General features: G+C 64.5%; 20 protein-coding genes and 1 tRNA gene. 13 read left to right on the top strand and 8 right to left on the bottom strand.

From position 1 onward, the window contains the following. Nucleotides 1–216 precede the first annotated feature (216 nt). The 4 genes from RIdsm_RS12340 to pdxH all read right to left on the bottom strand — a co-directional run bounded on the left by RIdsm_RS12340 (nt 217) and on the right by pdxH (nt 2,086). A tRNA-Pro gene (locus tag RIdsm_RS12340) sits at nt 217–293 on the bottom strand. Nucleotides 294–373: 80 nt separating this feature from the next. Then, on the bottom strand, nt 374–862 hold the full coding sequence (locus tag RIdsm_RS12335) for a DUF192 domain-containing protein (RefSeq protein WP_057816656.1): 489 nt from the start codon (nt 860–862) through the stop codon (nt 374–376). Next, nucleotides 832–1,365 carry a cold-shock protein gene (locus RIdsm_RS12330; RefSeq protein ID WP_057816655.1) on the bottom strand — a complete coding sequence of 178 codons (534 nt, stop codon included), beginning with the start codon at nt 1,363–1,365 and terminating at the stop codon, nt 832–834. The genes RIdsm_RS12335 and RIdsm_RS12330 overlap by 31 nt, the downstream gene beginning before the upstream one ends. Nucleotides 1,366–1,483: 118 nt before the next feature. Beyond that, complete coding sequence (pdxH, locus tag RIdsm_RS12325; protein ID WP_057816654.1) at nt 1,484–2,086, bottom strand: pyridoxamine 5'-phosphate oxidase; 603 nt, start codon at nt 2,084–2,086, stop codon at nt 1,484–1,486. A gap of 193 nt (nt 2,087–2,279) precedes the next feature. Between pdxH and fabI the strand changes: the two genes are divergently transcribed. The 6 genes from fabI to trpE all read left to right on the top strand — a co-directional run bounded on the left by fabI (nt 2,280) and on the right by trpE (nt 8,882). Next, nucleotides 2,280–3,086, top strand: a complete 807-nt coding sequence (gene fabI, locus RIdsm_RS12320; protein WP_057816653.1) for an enoyl-ACP reductase FabI — start codon at nt 2,280–2,282, stop codon at nt 3,084–3,086. A gap of 4 nt (nt 3,087–3,090) precedes the next feature. After that, nucleotides 3,091–3,696 carry a LysE family translocator gene (locus RIdsm_RS12315; protein WP_057816652.1) on the top strand — a complete coding sequence of 202 codons (606 nt, stop codon included), beginning with the start codon at nt 3,091–3,093 and terminating at the stop codon, nt 3,694–3,696. Between the two features lie 71 nt (nt 3,697–3,767). After that, nucleotides 3,768–4,265, top strand: a complete 498-nt coding sequence (gene gpt, locus RIdsm_RS12310; RefSeq protein WP_057816651.1) for a xanthine phosphoribosyltransferase — start codon at nt 3,768–3,770, stop codon at nt 4,263–4,265. Between the two features lie 9 nt (nt 4,266–4,274). After that, entirely contained in the window at nt 4,275–5,480 is a 1,206-nt protein-coding gene (locus RIdsm_RS12305) for an aminotransferase (protein ID WP_057816650.1), read from the top strand. Between the two features lie 36 nt (nt 5,481–5,516). Next, nucleotides 5,517–7,358 carry a peptidyl-prolyl cis-trans isomerase gene (locus RIdsm_RS12300; RefSeq protein ID WP_057816649.1) on the top strand — a complete coding sequence of 614 codons (1,842 nt, stop codon included), beginning with the start codon at nt 5,517–5,519 and terminating at the stop codon, nt 7,356–7,358. A 12-nt stretch (nt 7,359–7,370) separates the two neighbouring features. Further along, nucleotides 7,371–8,882, top strand: coding sequence for an anthranilate synthase component I (trpE, locus tag RIdsm_RS12295; protein WP_057816648.1), 1,512 nt, complete (start codon nt 7,371–7,373; stop codon nt 8,880–8,882). Between the two features lie 13 nt (nt 8,883–8,895). Here trpE and RIdsm_RS12290 read toward each other — a convergent pair whose 3' ends face one another. Both RIdsm_RS12290 and RIdsm_RS12285 read right to left on the bottom strand, forming a co-directional pair. Beyond that, nucleotides 8,896–9,957 carry a hypothetical protein gene (locus tag RIdsm_RS12290; protein WP_143100354.1) on the bottom strand — a complete coding sequence of 354 codons (1,062 nt, stop codon included), beginning with the start codon at nt 9,955–9,957 and terminating at the stop codon, nt 8,896–8,898. Continuing rightward, nucleotides 9,951–10,766 (bottom strand): lysophospholipid acyltransferase family protein, encoded by an 816-nt coding sequence (locus RIdsm_RS12285; protein WP_057816646.1) that lies wholly within the window; start codon nt 10,764–10,766, stop codon nt 9,951–9,953. The genes RIdsm_RS12290 and RIdsm_RS12285 overlap by 7 nt, the downstream gene beginning before the upstream one ends. Before the next feature lie 122 nt (nt 10,767–10,888). On the opposite strand from RIdsm_RS12285, the gene RIdsm_RS12280 reads away from it, so the two are divergent. Further along, nucleotides 10,889–11,452, top strand: coding sequence for an rRNA large subunit pseudouridine synthase E (locus RIdsm_RS12280; RefSeq protein ID WP_057816738.1), 564 nt, complete (start codon nt 10,889–10,891; stop codon nt 11,450–11,452). 17 nt (nt 11,453–11,469) lie between these two features. On the opposite strand, the gene RIdsm_RS12275 is transcribed toward RIdsm_RS12280, so the two are convergent. Continuing rightward, nucleotides 11,470–12,861 (bottom strand): divergent polysaccharide deacetylase family protein, encoded by a 1,392-nt coding sequence (locus tag RIdsm_RS12275; protein ID WP_236553235.1) that lies wholly within the window; start codon nt 12,859–12,861, stop codon nt 11,470–11,472. A gap of 199 nt (nt 12,862–13,060) precedes the next feature. Between RIdsm_RS12275 and RIdsm_RS12270 the strand changes: the two genes are divergently transcribed. The 6 genes from RIdsm_RS12270 (at nt 13,061) to lexA (ending at nt 17,904) form a co-directional block, all read left to right on the top strand. Next, nucleotides 13,061–13,642: an anthranilate synthase component II gene (locus tag RIdsm_RS12270; protein WP_057816736.1), complete on the top strand. Its 582-nt coding sequence runs from the start codon at nt 13,061–13,063 to the stop codon at nt 13,640–13,642. Continuing rightward, nucleotides 13,639–14,658 carry an anthranilate phosphoribosyltransferase gene (gene trpD / locus RIdsm_RS12265; RefSeq protein ID WP_057816645.1) on the top strand — a complete coding sequence of 340 codons (1,020 nt, stop codon included), beginning with the start codon at nt 13,639–13,641 and terminating at the stop codon, nt 14,656–14,658. The genes RIdsm_RS12270 and trpD overlap by 4 nt, the downstream gene beginning before the upstream one ends. Next, the gene (trpC, locus tag RIdsm_RS12260; RefSeq protein WP_057816644.1) at nt 14,655–15,473 is read left to right on the top strand and encodes an indole-3-glycerol phosphate synthase TrpC; all 819 of its coding nucleotides are present in this window, start codon (nt 14,655–14,657) and stop codon (nt 15,471–15,473) included. Before trpD ends, trpC begins: the two co-directional genes overlap by 4 nt. A gap of 38 nt (nt 15,474–15,511) precedes the next feature. Next, complete coding sequence (gene moaC / locus RIdsm_RS12255) at nt 15,512–15,946, top strand: cyclic pyranopterin monophosphate synthase MoaC (protein ID WP_057816735.1); 435 nt, start codon at nt 15,512–15,514, stop codon at nt 15,944–15,946. Continuing rightward, nucleotides 15,943–17,115 carry a molybdopterin molybdotransferase MoeA gene (locus tag RIdsm_RS12250; protein WP_057816643.1) on the top strand — a complete coding sequence of 391 codons (1,173 nt, stop codon included), beginning with the start codon at nt 15,943–15,945 and terminating at the stop codon, nt 17,113–17,115. Before moaC ends, RIdsm_RS12250 begins: the two co-directional genes overlap by 4 nt. Before the next feature lie 90 nt (nt 17,116–17,205). Further along, on the top strand, nt 17,206–17,904 hold the full coding sequence (gene lexA, locus RIdsm_RS12245; RefSeq protein WP_057816642.1) for a transcriptional repressor LexA: 699 nt from the start codon (nt 17,206–17,208) through the stop codon (nt 17,902–17,904). On the opposite strand, the gene RIdsm_RS12240 is transcribed toward lexA, so the two are convergent. Continuing rightward, nucleotides 17,898–19,904 carry a ComEC/Rec2 family competence protein gene (locus tag RIdsm_RS12240; RefSeq protein ID WP_057816641.1) on the bottom strand — a complete coding sequence of 669 codons (2,007 nt, stop codon included), beginning with the start codon at nt 19,902–19,904 and terminating at the stop codon, nt 17,898–17,900. The genes lexA and RIdsm_RS12240 overlap by 7 nt on opposite strands. Nucleotides 19,905–20,010 lie beyond the last annotated feature (106 nt).

Below are 20,010 nucleotides of genomic sequence, written 5' to 3'. Positions count from 1 at the left end.
GAGCCCGGGAAAGTCTAAGCATGCTTATGCCTTACGCCGCAGGGCTTGTGTGGACAGTCCCATAGCTCGGCCGAGAGCCGATGCCATCTCTCTCGAGATCGGGCTCGGAAGCGGAGGCGGAAAAAATGAGCAATCGACCGCCACAGTCGCCCCCGAGCACGACCTGTTGCACGACGGGCACGTCAATAGCTACATCTAGTGGATGAAAGTGGGGAATGGTCGGGGCGGCGAGATTCGAACTCACGACCCCCTGTACCCAAAACAGGTGCGCTACCAGACTGCGCCACGCCCCGGACCGTGGGGGGTATCTAATCGGGAACGGACCGCTTGAAAAGCCAAAACTGATCGCATCGGCGCTATCGGCCGCGAGGGCTCAACAGGGCCAGGTGGCGTCGTCTGTCGCAATGGCCGGGTGGCGCATCTCGCTGCCCTTGCCGATGTTCAAGGCGTCAGCCATGCCGCCATTAATTTCGAGGATGAACTGGATGTTGTTGCCGCCATAGATCATGTCTTCGCTTTCCGGCTCGGCCATCCGGTGGATGTGCCGCACCGTGCCGGTCTCGTCGGCGAAGATCATGTCGAGCGGGATGAGCGTGTTCTTCATCCAGAAGCGTACCGTGCGCGGGCTGTCGTACACGAAAAGCATACCGGCACTGCGTGCCATGCTCTCGCGGTGCATGAGACCTTGCGCGCGTTCGCCGGCATCGTCGGCCACCTCGATGGTGAAACGAGCCTGGCCCCAGTCGCCGCGAAGGGTAATCTGGTCGTCTCGACAGGCCTCGTCAGCCGCAGCAAGGGCCGGAAGCAGCGATAGCCCCAGCCCGGCAACGATCAGTCGGATTGCTTTACCGCGGTTTCCCATCCACATACCTCCGTGGCCATCCGGCCGCGTTTACCATTAATCACCCGGATGGCCAGCGCCTCTCCGGATTGCAGATCGGCCATGCCGGACCTGCGCAACACTTCTATATGGATGAACACGTCCTCGTCACGCCCGAAAGTGTTGGCAAAGCCGAAGCCCTTGCCCTTGTCGAACCACTTGACGCGGGCAGGCTCGAGCGGGGCCGCGCGTATCTCGTCGGGGTCGATGTCTTCCAGATCGGCCAGCCCGCCGAGCGTATCCTGATCCGGAGGTTCAATCGACAGGACTTCGACCGCCTGTATGCCACGATCCGTCTTCTGAACTTCCAGTTCGATCCCTGCCCGGTCAGCGACCGAACTTTGCCCGAAATTACGCAGCACATTGGCATGAAGCAGGATGTCCGGCCCGCCCTCGTCAGCGACGACGAAGCCGAAGCCCTTGACTGGATCGAACCACTTGACTTGCCCCTTGAGTCTCCGCGTGTTGTCCCTGTCTTTCGTCACAGCCTTCAACCTACAAGTCCCGCCCTAGACATGTGTCTTTATTAGAGGTGTATTGGACACACATGGCAAGGGAAATTCCATTTTTATTCAGCACGTTGCAATTCGACTGAAACGGGTGTCACGGGCTTAGCCGCTGAATTTCCCATGCGTTTTCATGAGTTTCCCGTCGCCAGACGAAACGATCGTGCAGGCGGAAGGCACCGTCGGCCCAGAACTCGATCTCGACCGGAACGATGCGAAAACCGCCCCAGAACGGCGGTCGCGCGGGATTCGCCCCCTTACGCGACGTTACCTTTGCCACCTCCGCCATCAGTTTCGTGCGCGACTCGAGCGGCTGCGACTGGTGCGACGCCCAGGCCCCCAGCCGGCTCTTGAGCGAGCGCGAGGCGAAATAGGCGTCGGCCTCCGGCCCGTCCTCTTTCACCACGTCACCACGGATACGCACCTGACGGCGCAACGACTTCCAGTGCAACACCATCGCGGCCTTGCCCGATGCCGCGATCTCCTGGCCCTTCGCGCTTTCGTAATTGGTGTAGAACCAGAAGCCGGTGTCCGTGATGTCTTTCAAAAGAACCATCCTCACGTTGGGCAAGCCGGATGGGTCGACCGTCGCCAACGCCACAGCGTTGGGGTCGTTCAACTCGCCCGTTTCCGCCTCGGCCAGCCAGTCGCGCGCAATCTGAAACGGATTGTCCCCTGCGAAAATCCCGTCGCGTTGCATTGTCTCTGTTCTCTCCATGAGGTGTTTTTCGCCGCTGCTAGGATGCTGCGGCGCCCCGCACAAGCCCATTTTCGACGCGTTTGCCTAGTCCCTTGATCAGCCACGCGCATTTCTTCGGCCCGCCATGCCCTTGATGCGGAGTGGTCGATCGCCTAAAGGGATAGCACAAGACAAAGTGCGCCGAGGGCAAGAAATGTCAAATACGTTGATGGCAGGCAAACGCGGGCTGATCATGGGCCTTGCGAATGATAAATCCATTGCCTGGGGCATCGCCCGCGCCTGCGCCGAGGCCGGGGCCGAACTGGCCTTCTCCTACCAGGGCGACGCGCTCAAGAAACGCGTGGCGCCATTGGCCGAGCAGTTGGGCTCGAACGTCGTCCTGCCCTGCGACGTCAGCGACATGGACAGCGTCGATGCGCTCTTTGCCGAACTGGAAAAGACCTGGGGCAAGATCGATTTCCTTGTCCACGCCATCGGGTTTTCCGACAAGACCGAGCTGCGCGGCCGCTACGTCGATACCTCGCGCACCAACTTCCTCAACACGATGGACATCTCGGTCTATTCCTTCACGGCCGTCGCTCAGCGCGCCGAAAAGATGATGAACGAAGGCGGCTCGATGCTGACCCTCACCTATTACGGGGCCGAGCAAGTGATGCCGCATTACAACGTCATGGGCATCGCCAAGGCGGCGCTCGAGGCATCGGTGATGTACATGGCCGAAGACCTGGGCAAGGACGGCATTCGCGTCAACGCGATCTCTGCCGGGCCGATCAAGACGCTCGCCGCCAGCGGCATCGGCGACTTCCGCTATATCCTGAAATGGAACGAACTGAACTCGCCTCTCCGCCGGAACGTGACGATCGACGATGTCGGCAAGGCCGCGCTGTACCTTCTGTCTGATCTCGGCAGCGGCACCACGGGCGAGGTTCTGCACGTGGACGCCGGCTATCACGTGGTCGGCATGAAAGCGGTCGACGCACCGGATATCGACAAGACCTGACCCGATGGAAACGGCCCATCTCATCGCCTTCAACCTGACTTTGCTGGCCGCCCTGGCCAGCCCGGGGCCGGCGATGCTGATGGCGTTGCGCACGACACTGGTCGAGGGGCGCATGGCCGGTATCCTGACAGGCTTGGGCCTTGGCACCATCGCAGCAGCCTGGACCGGCGCCGCGCTACTCGGGCTCGACGTGATCTTCACGCTCTTCCCCTGGGCCTACATGACGCTCAAGTTTGTCGGCGCCGCCTACCTGATCTACCTTGCCGTATCCATCTGGCGCGAGGCCAACACGCCACTGGATACCGCGCCCCCGGCACGACGGCGGCCCTTCGTCAGCGGCATGCTGGTGAACCTGGCCAACCCGAAATCGGTGCTTTTCGCCTCGGCCGTCCTGGTCGTGATCTTTCCGCGCGATATGGGGCTGGCGCAGAAGGCCCTGATCGTGGGCAATCACATGCTGGTGGAATACGCAGCCTACACGATCTTCGCAGTCGCCCTTTCGACCCGGGCGGCCCGTGACGGTTACCTCCGGCTCAAGCCGCTCTTCGACCGGATCGCCGCGGGCGTACTGGCGGCGCTCGGGCTGAAACTGGTGTTCGACCGCAGCTGAGAACGGGCCAAAGACCGGCTTCCGTTCGCTGTTTCTTTGCGCTATGCGCGGGCAAACGACGGAGAGACGCCATGCAAGACCGCCTGCCCCACGAAAAAGGCTTCCATGTCAGCTGGGATCAGCTTCACCGCGACGCCCGCGCGCTGGCGTGGCGGCTACAGGGCGAGGCACCGGATGACGGCTGGAAGGCCGTGGTCGCCATCACCCGGGGTGGGATGGCGCCGGCCATGATCGTCGCGCGCGAGCTTGATATCCGCACGGTGGATACGATCAGCGTGAAATCCTACAATCACCAGACGCAAAGCGAGCCCGTCGTCATCAAGTCGCCCGACATGGCCCTCGTCGGCGACGGCGACGGCGTGCTGATCGTCGACGACCTTGTCGATACGGGCAAGACGCTGGAAGTGGTGCGGAAGCATATGCCCAAGGCCAAGGTCGCCACGATCTATGCCAAGCCGATGGGCCGCGACATGGTCGATACCTTCGTCACGGAGGTCAGCCAGGACACGTGGATCTTCTTTCCGTGGGACATGGCCCTGCAATATGTCGAACCCTATCGCGGCACCTGAGGCACGTTCATGACCGGCACCTCCCGCACCGCGACGACCTTTGCCCCGCCGATCATGGCCGCGAAACGCTGGCTCGACGGCGTCGATTTCCCGGCAGACCGCCCGCTCATCAACGTGAGCCAGGCCGCCCCTGCCGAACCACCCCCCGAAGCCTTGAGGCAGGTCATCGCCGAGGCCGCGCTGAACCAGCCGTCGGCGCATCTTTACGGCCCGGTTTTCGGCCTGCCGGCCCTGCGCGAGGAAGTCGCCGGACAATGGAGCCGCGCCTATGGCGGCGAAATCGACGCGGCACAGGTGGCCATCACCTCTGGCTGCAACCAGGCCTTTTGCGCCACGATCACCGCGCTGTGCAATGAAGGAGATGAAGTTCTCCTGCCAATCCCTTGGTATTTCAATCATAAAATGTGGCTCGATATGTCCGGCGTCACAGCCGTGCCCCTGCCGACCGGGCCCGAACTCCTGCCTGACCCGGACGAGGCCGAGGCGCGGCTGACCAACAAGACCCGCGCGATCGTTCTGGTGACCCCCAACAATCCGGGCGGCGTCGAATACCCGGCCGATCTCGTCGAGAGCTTCTATCGCCTTGCACAGGCGCGCGGCCTCAAGCTGATCGTCGACGAAACCTACCGCGATTTCGACCCGCGCCCCGGCCCTGCCCACGAGCTCTTCACGCATGCGGACTGGCCCGACACGCTGATTCAGCTCTACTCCTTCTCCAAGGCCTACCGGCTGACCGGTCATCGCGTCGGTGCCATGGTGGCCCACACGGGCCTTCTGGCCGAGGTCGAAAAGTTCCTCGACACCGTCACCATCTGCCCCAATCAGCTGGGTCAGATTGCGGCCCTCTGGGGGATGCGCAACCTCGGGCAATGGCTGGCCGGAGAGCGGGCCGAAATCCTCGACCGCCGCGCCGCCATTCACGACAACATGCCGAAAATCACGCCGCAGGGCTGGCGCCTGCTGGGCTGTGGCGCGTATTTCGCCTATCTCCAACACCCGTTCGACATTCCGTCTGATGAACTGGCGCCGCTCCTGGTGCGTGAAGCCGGTATCCTGCTGCTGCCCGCCACGATGTTCTACCCCGAGGGTGACCCGCGCGGCAGGCGGGAATTGCGCGTGGCCTTCGCCAATGTCGACCGCGCCGCCATCGGGGTGTTTTTCGACCGTCTGGCCGGGCTCGGCCTGCCCCTTGCCCCCACTGGCGACAGCGCGTAGACAGGCTCGGAACATCGCTGTCTGACAGGGGAAAACATGGCGAAAAAGGGCATCACCAACACGCTCGTCTGGGTCTTGATGGCCCTCCTGATCCTCGGGCTCGGGGGCTTTGGCGTGACCAACCTGTCGGGCACCGTCCGCTCGATCGGCTCGGTCGGCGACTCCGATATCGACGTCGACGAGTATGCCCGCGCCCTTCAGCGCGAGATCCGAGCGGTCGAGGCCGAGCGGGGAGAGCCTGTCAGCTTTGCCGAGGCGCGCGACATCGGTGTCACCGATTCCGTTCTGGCGCGTCTCATCGCCTCGGCCGCCTTCGACCATGAAACCGGGCAGATCGGGCTGTCGATCGGCGACGAGAACCTGCGTGACGAGATTGTCGGCATGCAGCAGTTCCAGGGCGTTGACGGCAGTTTCGACCGCGAAGGCTATCGCTACGCGCTCGATCAGGCCGGCCTGTCGGAATCGGCGTTCGAGGAAGACATCCGCGCAGAAACCGCCCGCAGCTTTCTTCAGGCGGCGGTGATGGCCGGCGTCACCATGCCCGAAGGGTACATGCAGACCCTTCTCGACTATCTCGGCGAACAGCGCTCGGTGACCTGGTCCGTCCTCGGCCGCGACGACCTTCAGACCGGCATGCCGGTGCCCGATGACAGCGACCTGCAAACCTATCATTCTGAAAACGAAGATCAGTTCACGGTCCCCGAACGCAAGCGCATCACCTATGCCCTGCTGACGCCCGACATGCTGATCGATACGATCGAGGTGGATGAAGAGGCGCTTCGCGACGCCTACGAGGCGCGCGAGAGCGAATTCAACCAGCCCGAACGCCGGCTGGTCGAACGGCTGGCCTTCGGCTCGGAAGAAGCCGCACAGGCCGCACTCGAGCAGATCGAGAGCGGAGACTCCACCTTTGAGGACTTGGTCGCCGAGCGCGGCCTAGACCTCGCCGATATCGACTTGGGCGACGTGTCGCGCGCCGATCTTGAAGGCGCCGGTGACGACGTGTTTGCCGCCAGCACGGGGGATGTCGTGGGGCCGCTCTCTTCGCCCGTGGGCCCTGCCCTGTTCCGGGTGAACGCCGTCCTGTCCGAGCAGGTCACCACCTTCGAGGAAGCCGAACCCGACCTGCGCGCCGAACTGGCCGCCGACCGCGCCCGCCGCGTCGTCGACAGCCGGATCGACGCGGTCGATGACCTTCTGGCCGGCGGCGCCACGATCGAGGACCTGGCCGACGAAACCGACCTCGAGCTTGGCCAGATCGACTGGCATGAGGGCATCAGCGAGGGCATCGCCGCCTATGACGCGTTTCGAAGCGCCGCCAGCGCGGTGAGCGAGGGAGATTATCCAGAGGTGATGCAACTCGACGAGGGCGGGATCTTCGCCATGCGCCTCGACGAGGTTGTTCCGCCCGAGGTTCAGCCGCTTGAAGAGGTGCGCGACGCGGTTACCGCCGCCTGGGAACAGGAGGCGCTGGTGTCCGAACTCAAGGCTCAGGCCGAACCCGTGGTCGAACGTCTCGCCGGCGGGGAAAGCCTCGAGGAGGCAGGCCTCTCCGTCGACGGATCGCAGACGCTGACGCGCCGCGGCTTCCGCGCAGAAGTCCCGCCCTCATTCATCGAAACGGTGTTCGGCATGGAAGAAGGCGGCGCCACGATGATTGAAGGCGACGGCCGTGTGTTCGTCATCAAGCTCGACGAAATCCTGCCGCCCGATTCCGAGGACAGCGACCTGCAAGAGCTTCAGGACCTTCTGCAGCAACGTGCCGCGACCAGCCTGTCGCAGGATCTGTTCCAGGTTCTGGCAAACGACATCCGCAATCGCGCCGGGATAGAGCTGGACCAGGCCGCAATGAACGCCGTTCATTCAAACTTCCAGTAAAGGGCCCCTAAGGTGGAATTGACCCCCTCTTTCGAGACCTTCGCCGAGGGCTACGAAGCCGGAAAGAACCAGGTTGTCTATGCCCGGCTTGCGGCAGATCTCGATACGCCCGTATCGCTGATGCTCAAGTTGACCGGTGCGGCGCAGGATGCCTTCATGCTAGAATCGGTGACCGGCGGAGAAGTGCGCGGACGATACTCGATCATCGGCATGAAGCCCGACCTCATCTGGCAATGCCATGGCGAAAAGAGCCGCATCAACCGGCAGGCCCGCTATGACAGCGCCGCCTTCGAGGATGAAGACGGCGGCCCGCTGGAAAATCTGCGCGCCCTGATCGCCGCCTGCAAGATCGACCTCCCCGATGACCTGCCCGCCGCCAGTGCCGGGCTGTATGGCTATCTGGGCTACGACATGATCCGCCTGGTCGAGCATCTGCCGAACGTGAACCCCGACCCGCTTGGCCTGCCCGACGCGCTGATGCTGCGACCATCGGTGGTGGCGGTGCTCGACGGTGTGAAGGGCGATGTCACGGTCGTGGCGCCCGCATGGGCCGACGCCGGGCTTTCGGCCCGTGCGGCCTATGCCCAGGCCGCCGAGCGGGTGATGGACGCCGTGCGCGACCTCGACCGCGCCCTGCCCCAAACCAGCCGCAACCTCGGCGAAGCGCACGAGGACGCTCCGCCGCAATCGAACTTTACCCGCGAGGCCTATTGCGAGGCTGTCGAAAAGGCCAAGGAATACATCCGCGCCGGCGACATCTTCCAGGTTGTTCCCAGCCAGCGCTGGACACAACCCTTCCGCCAGCCGCCCTTTGCGCTCTACCGAAGTCTGCGGCGCACCAACCCGTCGCCCTTCATGTTCTACTTCAATTTCGGCGGCTTCCAGGTGGTGGGCGCCAGCCCCGAAATTCTCGTGCGCGTCTTCGACAAGCAGGTCACGATCCGCCCGATCGCCGGCACCCGCCCCCGCGGCGCCACGCCGGAAGAAGACCGCGCCCACGAAACAGACCTGCTGGCGGACCAGAAGGAATTGGCCGAGCACCTGATGCTGCTCGACCTTGGCCGGAACGACGTCGGACGTGTCGCCCGCATAGGCACGGTGCGCCCGACCGAGGAATTCATCATCGAGCGCTACAGCCACGTGATGCATATCGTCTCGAACGTCGTGGGCGAACTTGCTGACGATCAGGACGCGCTGTCGGCCTTGCTGGCCGGCCTGCCCGCCGGTACCGTCAGCGGCGCCCCCAAGGTCCGCGCGATGGAGATCATCGACGAGCTCGAACCCGAGAAACGGGGCGTCTACGGCGGTGGTGTGGGCTATTTCAGCGCCGGCGGCGACATGGACATCTGTATTGCCCTGCGAACCGCACTGGTGAAAGACGAAAAGCTCTATATCCAGGCTGGCGGCGGTGTCGTCTATGACAGCGACCCGGATGCCGAGTACATGGAGACGGTCCACAAATCCAACGCCATTCGCCGCGCGGCGGCCGATGCGGCCCGGTTCAGCGGCGACGGAAACAGCTAAGGGCCGGGTAGGCTCACCCTTTCCGGCCGGGCCCTTTGTCGTCAGACTTGGCTGACAGTGGCACCAGCGGCGAAGGCGGAGGCTCATCCTCCGCAGGCCCCAGAACCCGTGTCACCGGGCCTGCAGGCCCGTCCGGCATCAGGTCGAACCCGGTCCGCTTGATCCGCTGCAGCACACGCGCCACAAGGTTCGGGTCGCGCTGATTGTACATCTTCTTCCGCAGGAACCAGAACAGGAAGCGCTCATACGGGAAGTCCACCTCCCCGATCTCCGTCAGTGCCTGTTCGGCCTCCTCCGCATTGCGCACGGTCCAGGCGCAGACAGCGAAGTCGCTCCGCCCGAAGAGAATGGCCGGAACCCGGTGAAAAAGCCCTTCGAAGGACGCCCCGGAACATATTGAAACTGAACAATAAGCGCCTTCCAGAAGGTCGTGGATGTTGGCATCGATGACACGCACCTCCGGCTCGCGTTCGGCCAACATCCGCGCGTGGGCCGAGGCGATCGTGTCGGGAAACTTCGGATGCGGCTTGATCAGAACCCGGCGACCCTGCCGATGGCGTAGGACAAGGTCGAGCATCTCGGTTTCCATCATGTGCATGCTGCGCATCACGGGATCCGACAGGCCTTGCAGGAACACCACGATGGCGCCGTGACCGATTGGTTCGGTCCGTTCGGGCTGATCGTATTTCGAAACGCCGCGCCCAATGGTCTTGCGCTGCAGGGCATCCAGAAACTTCCGGGCCTGCCTGCCATTCACTCCGTCAAGCCTGGGCTTGGCGTTCAACATCGAGCTGTCGCACAGCACGCCGCGCTGATCGAGGTACCAGTACGGCCAGACATAGGCGATCCCGCAGTTGAGCAGGTTGAACCGCCGCAGGAAGCCGTGATGAACGAGGTGAAAGTCTTCCTTCGTGTACGCGCTGAGCTCGGTGGTCGACGGGCGCTCGACGAAATCGACCTCCAGCCCCATGCGGCGCAGGTCGGGGGCGATGCGACCGTAGATACCGAACCCCGCTTGTCCGTGCCGGTCGAGCAGGTTGCCAGGTACGTGAATCAAAAGTTTGGGTGTCACCATCTGCGGATCGTCCATGACCATTGCGCAGGGTCCTCGAAAATCAGGTCGCTTTCAACGTCGTTGAAGGCCTGCATCATCTTTTTGGGCTCTCCCGGCGTGATCGGCGCGGCCATGTAGACGCGAAAGCGGCTGCGCCTTCCCTTTCGCAACACGAAACATGGAATGAGCGGCGCGTCATGCGCCAGTGCCAGCTTGGCGGGCGTTAGTGACGTCGGCGCCTTGCGCTGCCCCAGGAACCGCAGGCGCGCGCCGCGCCGGTCGCGATGGTCCCCCAGCATGACAACAGGATTACCTTCCCCCAGGAAGGCAATGAAATCCCTGAGATTTCCCTCGTACTGCCTGTGTTTCCGGTGACTGATCTTGAACCCAACCTGGCCCATCGCGCTCAGAACCCGGTCGAAGCGACTGTCGAGCAGGACGTTGCCCCGCGTGCGATAAAGAAACCCGGCCCGGATACCGAGCGCCGTCAGCATCTGAAGGCCCACCACGTAGTTGCCCACGTGGCCGGTCAACAGGATCACCGGCTTTCCGGCCTCCACCGCTTCGAAAAAGGGCGCCTGCCCCGGCCCGTCGATCTCGGGTTGGCCAAGGCCCTTCAGGAACCGGTCTGCATTCATGATCTCGCCATAGAACCGGGCCTGGTTACCGATAATCCGCCGTTCCAGCGCCCGACGGGCGCGATCGGTTTCACCGGAAAAGACCCGGGCCAGGTTGCCACGGATGATGTCACGCTGTCCGGACAGCCGGGCAAAGATCGCGCGGTACCACCATGCAACCCACAGAACCCGAAGGCGAAACACGACCGACATGAAGGCGCAACCTCAAAGAAACAGGCGAACTGGTACCGCCTTTTTCGAGTATCCCCGAAAGCGCGCGATTTTGCGCCGAAAGAATGGTTTCAATTGGCCCCGCCGGCCGGGTAAACCGGGCCATGACCCGCGTGATCCTCTTCAACAAACCCTACGGAGTCCTGTCGCAATTCACCGACAAGGGCACCGAAGGCAGCAAGCGCCCGACCCTGTCCGCCTATATCGACCTGCCCGGTGTCTACCCCGCCGGCAGGCTGGACCGTGACAGCGAGGGGTTGCTCGTGCTGACCGACAATGGCCGCCTGCAGGCCCGTATTTCGGATCCCAGGCATAAGCTGGAAAAAACCTATCTGGTTCAGGTCGAGGGAGAGCCTGACGAGGCCGCTCTCGCAGCCCTGCGCGACGGTGTCGACCTGAAAGACGGGCTGACGCGGCCCGCCAAGGTGCAACGGATCGCTCCGCCGTCCATATGGGAGCGGGATCCGCCGATCCGTTATCGGAAGTCCGTCCCGGATTGCTGGCTCGAACTCACGATTTCCGAAGGGCGCAATCGCCAGGTGCGGCGGATGACGGCGCATGTGGGTCACCCGACCTTGCGCCTCGTCCGATACCATGTGGGCGATTGGAGCCTTGACGGGCTCGAACCCGGAAAATGGCGCGACGCCAATCACAAGATCGCACCGTAACCGCCTGATCTATATATCTATTGCTCCGCACGCAGCACAGCGGATACCGGCGCCAGCGCCACGCTGCCGGCCCGGTCCTGCAACCCCCAAAGCAACAACGCACTGACGGTTTCGGCGCGCAGTCGGCCAACCATGATGACGCCCTGGTCTCCCTGACCGGCCTTGAACGCCGCCTGATCGAGGAAACGCCGGATCACCGTCGCATCCTGGCCATCGCCGTCGAAATCCCGGAACACCGAGACCACCGGCACGCCCTCGCGCGAAATCAGCTTCTGCGCGGTGTCGAGCCCGTTGGGAAAAAGCACCAGCCCGTGCCCGCTATCCTGCAGGATCGGGATAAGCTGTTCCGTCGCCGCGCGGCTCGCTTGCAAACCGGTATCCGTGCCTTCCATCACAGCCACGGCTTCCGGCACCGCGCCCAGATAGGATTGCATCGCCACCTCGGCATCGGTCGCCCCCGCGCCCGGCGGAAGGTCGGCCATCGCCAGAACCTCGAGACCGGCCCCCCGGTACTTCACGGCGGCCTCGGCCGCACCGGGCCAGTCGGCATCGACGGCATAGCTGATCGGGTACGGGAAATCCGCCAAGGCCTCGAAACTGATGGGGCTGCTGCCGTCATCGATCAGCACGATCGCCATGAGAGGCTTGTTTTCCGGGTTGGAGAATGGCGCGGCATATCTCACCAGGGGCGGCGGATTATCCTCCGCCCCGGCGCCATCATCGCTCACAGATGGCAGACGGTCCGTGGTGACACCCTCCGCAAGATCGCCGATCGTGCCCGAGGGCTCCTCCGGCTCCTCATCCAGCGCCGCCATTTCCCCTTCGCTTGCGTTCTCCTCAGTGGCGTCAGCCGCACCGTCTGAAGGGGCGTCGTCCACGGGGGCCGGGTCGCCCACGTCTTGGGTCACCGTCTCATCGGCCGCCGGATCGTCGGCCGCCTCTGCCTCCGGCGCCTCCGGTTGCGTGGGCTCCTCGTCCGCTTCGGGCTGGAACACGCCGCTGTCCTGCTCGACCTCGGGCTGCACCGGCTGGGCCGGTTCGGTCGAGATAGAGAGCCCCTCCTCGCTGTCGGGCGCCTCTGGGGCCAGGGCCTGCGGGCTTGGCAAGACCGGCTCGTCACTGTCGACGTCCACGCCGGAATTGCCGGATTGCGCCTCGGGCGAGCTCAGCGTGCTTTCGGCGCTGCCCGTTTGCGGCTGAGAGGCCGGTGCCGTATCCGCACCTTCCAGCGAACTCAGGTCATCCGGCTCCGGCGGCTCGACCTTGGGCGCGGCATCGGCACTGGGTGTTTCGTCGGCGGCGGGCATCTCTGCCTCGGTATCCTCGCGCGACTGGTTGAATTCGGAGGCGGCCGGCACCTCGACCTCGGATGCTTCCGGCGGCGCCTGCTCCGGAAGCGACGTCACCACGGACGCCGTCCCGAGCGCCAGCCCCGATAGAATGGTCCCCGTCAGAAAACCGCCCAAAACCCCACGTAGCACGAAATCTGCCCTCTTATTTGCCGTCTTGTTACCTTTGCGCCCCTTGACGGTGCCTTGCAACCCTGAACAAGTATACCGCGACCGACACCCCGGGCTAAAGCCCCCCAATCCCGTCAGGATGCTCGAAATGCTGCTACTGATCGATAATTACGACAGTTTTACCTACAATCTGGTGCATTACGTGGGTGAACTGGGGGCCGATGTGGTGGTGCGGCGCAACGACACCCTGAACGTGCAGGAGGCGATGGCGATGAACCCTGCGGGGATCCTGCTGTCGCCCGGTCCCTGCGACCCCGACCAGGCCGGAATCTGCCTCGCCCTGACCGAAGCCGCGGCCGAGACGAAAACGCCCTTGCTGGGCGTGTGCCTCGGTCATCAGGCCATCGGGCAGGCGTTCGGCGGCAAGGTCGTCCGCCATTCCGAGATCGTGCATGGCAAGATGGGCCACATCACGCACACCGCCAAGGGCCTCTTCGCCGGCCTGCCATCGCCGTTCGAGGCGACGCGCTATCATTCCCTGGTGGTCGAGCGCAGCTCCTGCCCGGAAAGCCTTGAAATCACGGCAGAACTCGAAGATGGCACCATCATGGGCCTGCAGCATCGCGAGTTGCCGATCCATGGTGTGCAATTCCACCCCGAGTCGATTGCATCGCAGCACGGGCATGCGCTCCTGAAGAATTTTCTCGACATGTTGAAGGTACCCGCATGAGCGATATCAGACCCCTGATCGGGACCGCGGCCGACCGCGCGCTGACCCGCGAAGAGGCCGAGGCTGCGTTCAACTGTCTTTTCGAAGGCGAGGCCACCCCGGCTCAGACCGGCGGTTTCCTGATGGCGTTGCGCACGCGGGGCGAAACGGTGGATGAATACACCGCCGCAGCCTCGGTGATGCGGGCAAAATGCAACAAGGTCAGTAGCTTGCCCGGCGCTATTGATATTGTCGGTACGGGTGGAGACGGCAAGGGCACGCTCAACATCTCGACGGCCACCGCCTTTGTCGTGGCCGGCGCCGGCGTGCCCGTGGCCAAGCACGGGAACCGCAACCTGAGCTCCAAATCCGGGGCGGCGGATGCGCTGACACAGATGGGCATCAACGTGATGGTCGGCCCGAAAGTCGTTGAAAAGGCTTTGAAAGCAGCCGGCATCGCCTTCATGATGGCGCCCATGCACCACCCCGCCATGGCCCATGTCGGCCCGGTCCGGACCGAGCTTGGCACCCGCACCATTTTCAACATCCTCGGGCCGCTGACCAACCCCGCCGGGGTCAAGCGCCAGCTCACCGGCGCCTTCGCCCGCGACCTGATCCGGCCGATGGCCGAAACCCTGGGCAAGCTCGGGTCGGAGCGGGCCTGGCTGGTACATGGCAGCGACGGCACCGACGAGATGACCATCACCGGCATCACCTGGCTTGCGGCCCTGGAAGAAGATGGCAGCGTGCGCGAGGCGGAAGTGCATCCCGAAGATGCCGGCCTGCCGGTCCATCCCTTCGAGGACATCCTCGGAGGCACCCCGCAGGAAAACGCAGACGCCTTCCGCGCCCTTCTTGACGGGGCCCCCGGCGCCTATCGCGATGCCGTGTTGCTCAACGCGGCCGCCGGGCTGGTTGTCGCCGGTAAAGTGGAAAATCTGAAAGACGGGGTGGACGTTGCCCGGGAAAGCCTCGATAGCGGGGCGGCAAAGGCGAAGGTCGAAACGCTCGCCCAGGTTACATCGGAGGCCGCATGAGCACGCCCACGATCCTTGAGGAAATCAAGGCTTACAAACTCGAAGAAATCGCCGCCGCCAAGCAGGCAACGAGCCAGCAGGAAATCGAGGCACAGGCCGAGGCCGCGCCGCCCGTCCGCCCGTTTGCCGACGCCTTGCTGCAGGCCAGCAAGGTCGGCTTCGGCCTGATCGCTGAAATCAAGAAGGCCAGCCCGTCGAAGGGGATGATCCGCCCCGATTTCGACCCGCCGGCGCTGGCCAAGGCCTACGAGGACGGCGGGGCCGCCTGCCTTTCGGTGCTGACCGACACGCCCAGTTTCCAGGGCTCGCCCGAGTTCCTGAAGCAGGCAAGAGCGGCCTGTAACCTGCCGGTATTGCGCAAGGATTTCATGTACGACACCTACCAGGTGGCCGAGGCGCGCGCCTGGGGCGCCGACTGTATCCTGATCATCATGGCCTCCGTCACCGACGAGCAGGCCGCCGAGCTTGAGGCGGCCGCGACACGCTGGGGCATGGATGCCCTGATCGAGGTGCACAACAAGGCGGAGCTTGACCGCGCGTCGCTCCTGCAGTCGAAACTGATCGGCATCAACAACCGCGATCTCAACACGTTCGAAACCACGCTCGATACGTCGCGCCACCTGTCCCGGCTGGTACCGCCCGACCGGATCGTCGTTTGCGAAAGCGGCCTTTCAAGTTCAGACGACCTGGCCGACATGGCCCGCTACGGGGCTCGCTGTTTCCTGATCGGCGAGGCCCTGATGCGGCAGGATGACGTGATGACCGCCACGAAGGCCATGCTCGACGCACAGGCCGTGCCCGGGGGGATGATGTGAGCGGGCTGACCCATTTCGATGGCGATGGCCATGCGCATATGGTCGACGTTTCCGAAAAGCAGGTAACCGCCCGCGTCGCCGTCGCCGAAGGTCATGTGAAGATGGCCCGTGAAACCTTTGAAATCATGACGGAAGGCCGCGCCAAGAAGGGCGACGTTCTGGCCGTGGCCCGGCTCGCCGGGATCATGGGCGCCAAGAAGACGGCCGAGCTGATCCCGCTCTGCCATCCGCTGCCAGTGACGAAGGTCACGGTCGATCTGACGCCCGATACCGATCTGCCCGGTGTTCGCATCGAAGCCACGGTCAAGACCACCGGCCAGACCGGGGTCGAGATGGAAGCGCTGACAGCGGTCAGCACCGCGGCGCTGACGGTCTATGACATGCTCAAGGCCGTCGATCGCGCGATGGAGATCGGCGGCACCCGCGTGATCCTGAAAGATGGTGGAAAATCAGGGCGGTACGAGGCGATATGATCTCGGTCGACGAGGCACTCTCGCACCTCTTCTCGCTCGTTGCCCCTCTTGAGGCCGAGTCCGCACCGCTGCAGGACGCCTGCGGCCGGGTTCTTGCCGAAACCGTCACCGCCCGGCGTGACCAGCCGCCGTTTTCCGCCTCCGCGATGGACGGGTATGCCGTGCAGTCATCCGATGCCGTGCCTGGCGCCCGGTTATCCGTGATCGGCGAAGCAGCGGCCGGTCACGGGTTTGCGGGCGGCCTCAGCCAGGGCCAGGCCGTGCGCATCTTTACCGGCGCGCCGGTCCCCGACGGGGCCGACCGCGTCGTCATCCAGGAAGACGTGGCACGCGAAGGCAACACGATCACCCTCGGCGACCAGCTTGACGAAGGCCCGCATATCCGCCGCAAGGGCACCGATTTCTCCGTGGGCGACGCAATGAAAGCGCCACGCCGCCTCACACCGTCGGATGTGGCGCTTCTGGCGGCGATGAACATCCCGCGGGTGATGGTGGCCCGCAAACCTGTCGTCGCGCTGATCTCGACCGGCGACGAACTGGTCATGCCGGGCGAAGACCCGGGGCCGGACCAGATCATCGCCTCCAACACCTTCGGCCTCAAGGCCATGCTCGAAGAGATGGGCGCCACTGCCCGGCTTCTGCCCATCGCCCGCGACAACACCGCCTCCCTCGAAACGGCCTTCGACCTTGCCGAGGGCGCCGATCTTGTCGTCACCATCGGCGGCGCATCGGTGGGCGATCATGACATGGTGGGCGATGTCGCCGCCAGCCTCGGGATGGAGCGCAGTTTCTACAAGGTGCGCATGCGCCCCGGCAAACCGCTGATGGCGGGCCGGATGGGCCAGGCGGCAATGGTGGGCCTTCCCGGCAACCCGGTGTCGGCCATGGTCTGCGGCCACGTCTTCCTTGCACCCATGATCCGGCTGATGCTTGGCCTTGGCGAGGCCCCCGCGCCTCGTCGCTCGGCCCGCCTCGCGCAGGACATCGACAAGGGCGGCCCGCGCGAGCATTACATGCGCGCCACCGTCGCCGATGGCACGATCCTCGCCGAAGACCGGCAGGACAGTTCGCTCCTCTCGGTGCTGGCCCGGGCGAACGCCCTCATGATCCGCCCGCCCGACGATGCGCCCCGCGCAAAGGGTGAGACGATCGAGTACATCCCGATCTGACTTATCCACAGACTTTGCTTGGCAGAGTTGACACAAAACGGGAACATGCGTAGAACAAACGTAAACGTATGGTCACGGAGGACGTGCAACATGCTGACCAAGAAACAGCTCGATCTGCTGGAATTCATCCATAAACGGGTGCAACGCGATGGCGTGCCACCCAGTTTCGACGAGATGAAGGATGCGCTCGACCTGCGGTCGAAATCGGGTATTCACCGGCTGATTACCGCGCTCGAGGAACGCGGCTTCATCCGCCGCCTCGCCCACAGGGCGCGGGCGCTGGAAATCGTGAAGCTTCCGGAAAGCCTGGGCGGTAAGGCCGGCGGGTTCGAGCCCCGGGTGATCGAAGGCGACAAGCCAGAGGCGACACCCCCTGCCAATGCCCTGCCGGTCGGGCACGCCGCCTTGGCGGAACTTCCGCTGATGGGCCGTATCGCCGCCGGTGTCCCGATCGAGGCCATCGCCCATGCCAGCCATAACGTCGCCGTGCCCGGCGACATGCTGAGCGGCAAGGGCAACCACTATGCTCTTGAAGTCAAAGGCGATTCGATGATCGGCGTCGGCATCAACGATGGCGACATCGTGGTGATCCGCGAGACCGAGGTCGCCGATAACGGCGACATCGTCGTGGCGCTGGTCGAAGATCAGGAAGCGACGCTCAAGAAATTCTACCGCAACGGCAACGCCATCGCGCTCGAGGCCGCCAACCCGGCCTATGAAACCCGCGTCCTCCCCGAGGACAAGGTGCGCGTGCAGGGCAGGCTCGTGGGCCTGATCCGCACCTACTGAGTGTTCCAGAGCCGCGCGCCGGTGACCTGGCGCGCGGTGACCTGGCGGATCTTGCCGTCTTCCCGGAACAGGGCAACAGCGCCGGTCTCGCGCAGCGTTTCCGGCGTGAACACGTGGCACGGCAGGTCCGAGACCGGGGCCGCCGTCAGAACGACCCAGTCTTCGGGCCGACAGGTGGTCAACGCCTCTGCCGCACGCTTGCCCGACATGGCGAACACGGGCCAGCCGGTATCGGCCACATCTGGCCAGCGGGCATGGGCCGCCTCCTGCACGGCCGCGTCGCCATCGTTTTCAAGCCAGATATCCGCCACGAATCCCGCACCACGAGGCTTGCTCAGCGCGCGCCCCTCCTCTGTCATGACCCCGACCAGCGTGCCGCTGTCCGAGATCAGGACATCCGGCCGCTCCGCCTGCCACCACAGCAGGAAACCGGCCGCGACGGGTAGAAGCCCGGCAACCCGAAGGCGCCCCTGCCACAAGATCAACAAGAGCGCCCCGAGGGCGATCAGCGGCAGAACGGCCGGCCCCGGCCCCGCCACGGTGCCGCGCGCGCCTTCCAGTGCCGAGATCCAATGTGCAACACCCAGGATCCACGCCAGCCCCTGCCCCATCACCCAAAGCGCCAGCCCCTCCAGCCCAAAGGGCAGAATGCACACCGCGACAAGCGCGGCGGGCATCACCAGCACCCCCATCAACGGCACGCTCAGCAGGTTGGCGGGCAGCCCGAAATGCGCGATCTGGTTGAAATGTGCCGCGGCAAAGGGCGCCGTGGCCAGCCCCGCCACCAGCGACGAGACCGCGACCGCCACGGCGGGGCGCAGCCATCGCGGGCCGAGCGATATCTCCCGGTCGCGGAACCAGCCAAAGACGGCCACCAGGGCGGTCGTCGCCGCGAACGACATCTGGAACCCCGGCCCCAGCATGGCTTCCGGCCGCAGGACCAGCACGATCAGCGCGGCCAGGGCCACGGCTCGCAGCGACAAGGCCCGCCGGTCGGCCATCACCGCGCAAAGCATGACCGCGACCATGATGAAGGCCCGCTCGGTTGCGATATTACCCCCGGACAGCGCATAGTACCCGGCAGCCGCGAGAACCGCGACACAGGCGGCGATCTTCTTGCCCGGAAGACGCAGGCCCAGGTACGGAACAGCCGCAAACGCCAGCCGGACAGCCCCGAAGACCACGCCGGCCAGCAACCCCAGGTGCAGCCCCGAGATGGCCAGCAGATGCGCCAGGTTGGATATCCGCAGCGCCTCCAACGTGTCTTGCCCGATACCCGACCGGTCGCCCGTCATGATGGCCGCGGCGAAAGCCCCGGTTTCCCCCGGCAAGGTCGCCTGCACCCTCTGCGACAACCACATCCGCGCCTTGAACAGCCATTGCCCGCCCCCGGCAGGCTCAAGCAACAGAACCGGCGTTCGCGTGTATCCCACCGCGCCCAGCCCTTCGAACCACGCATGTCGCTGAAAGTCGAACCCGGCCGGCTCGACCGGGCCTGACGGGGGCGACAGGTGCCCTGTCAGGATCACCCTCATCCCCGGGCCGGGCGTGAGCCAGCCCTGCGCGCCGTGCAATGACACGCGCACCCGCGCCGGGGTGCGCTCGGGCGCGACACGCGCCAGCACGACCCGATCGAGCGTCAGCCGCAGCGCATCCGACCCCGATCTGTCGATCCCCGTAACGCGCCCCTCCACCGGGCCATAATAGCGCCATGTCAGCACCGGCGCCTTGACAAGATGCGCCCGCGCGCCGGCGATGCAGATGCCCAGGCAGACAAGCGCCACCGCCCAGAAAGCCGGCGACACCACGGCCCCCGCCCGCAGCGCCAGGGCGATGCACAGCACACCCAGACCGCCGATCCAGAGATAATGACTCGTCGTCGGTTCGACCTTCGACGCAAAGTACAGACCAATCCCCGCGGCCAGCGCCACGGGTGTCCAGCAAAACAGGTGCCCCCGCTGTGCCAGCCATGCGGAAACGGCGCTATGGACGAGTTCCAAGACTTGTTTCCCCTCCGGCGGGCCGATAGACAGTCATGGAAAACTGATCCGTTCGCTATCCCCCAAAACCGTTACCGAAAGGTTAATCCAGAAAGGACCCTGCCCG

This window comes from Roseovarius indicus, assembly GCF_008728195.1.
Classification (GTDB): Bacteria; Pseudomonadota; Alphaproteobacteria; order Rhodobacterales; family Rhodobacteraceae; genus Roseovarius; species Roseovarius indicus.
This window is presented reverse-complemented; position numbering and strand designations above follow the sequence as displayed.

Coding starts and splice junctions, on each gene's coding strand:
- RIdsm_RS12335 (WP_057816656.1), bottom strand. CDS start 862: ATGGGAAACCGCGGTAAAGCAATCCGACTGATCGTTGCCGGGCTGGGG.
- pdxH (WP_057816654.1), bottom strand. CDS start 2,086: ATGCAACGCGACGGGATTTTCGCAGGGGACAATCCGTTTCAGATTGCG.
- fabI (WP_057816653.1), top strand. CDS start 2,280: ATGTCAAATACGTTGATGGCAGGCAAACGCGGGCTGATCATGGGCCTT.
- RIdsm_RS12315 (WP_057816652.1), top strand. CDS start 3,091: ATGGAAACGGCCCATCTCATCGCCTTCAACCTGACTTTGCTGGCCGCC.
- gpt (WP_057816651.1), top strand. CDS start 3,768: ATGCAAGACCGCCTGCCCCACGAAAAAGGCTTCCATGTCAGCTGGGAT.
- RIdsm_RS12305 (WP_057816650.1), top strand. CDS start 4,275: ATGACCGGCACCTCCCGCACCGCGACGACCTTTGCCCCGCCGATCATG.
- RIdsm_RS12300 (WP_057816649.1), top strand. CDS start 5,517: ATGGCGAAAAAGGGCATCACCAACACGCTCGTCTGGGTCTTGATGGCC.
- RIdsm_RS12290 (WP_143100354.1), bottom strand. CDS start 9,957: ATGGTGACACCCAAACTTTTGATTCACGTACCTGGCAACCTGCTCGAC.
- RIdsm_RS12285 (WP_057816646.1), bottom strand. CDS start 10,766: ATGTCGGTCGTGTTTCGCCTTCGGGTTCTGTGGGTTGCATGGTGGTAC.
- RIdsm_RS12280 (WP_057816738.1), top strand. CDS start 10,889: ATGACCCGCGTGATCCTCTTCAACAAACCCTACGGAGTCCTGTCGCAA.
- RIdsm_RS12270 (WP_057816736.1), top strand. CDS start 13,061: ATGCTGCTACTGATCGATAATTACGACAGTTTTACCTACAATCTGGTG.
- trpD (WP_057816645.1), top strand. CDS start 13,639: ATGAGCGATATCAGACCCCTGATCGGGACCGCGGCCGACCGCGCGCTG.
- trpC (WP_057816644.1), top strand. CDS start 14,655: ATGAGCACGCCCACGATCCTTGAGGAAATCAAGGCTTACAAACTCGAA.
- moaC (WP_057816735.1), top strand. CDS start 15,512: ATGGTCGACGTTTCCGAAAAGCAGGTAACCGCCCGCGTCGCCGTCGCC.
- RIdsm_RS12250 (WP_057816643.1), top strand. CDS start 15,943: ATGATCTCGGTCGACGAGGCACTCTCGCACCTCTTCTCGCTCGTTGCC.
- lexA (WP_057816642.1), top strand. CDS start 17,206: ATGCTGACCAAGAAACAGCTCGATCTGCTGGAATTCATCCATAAACGG.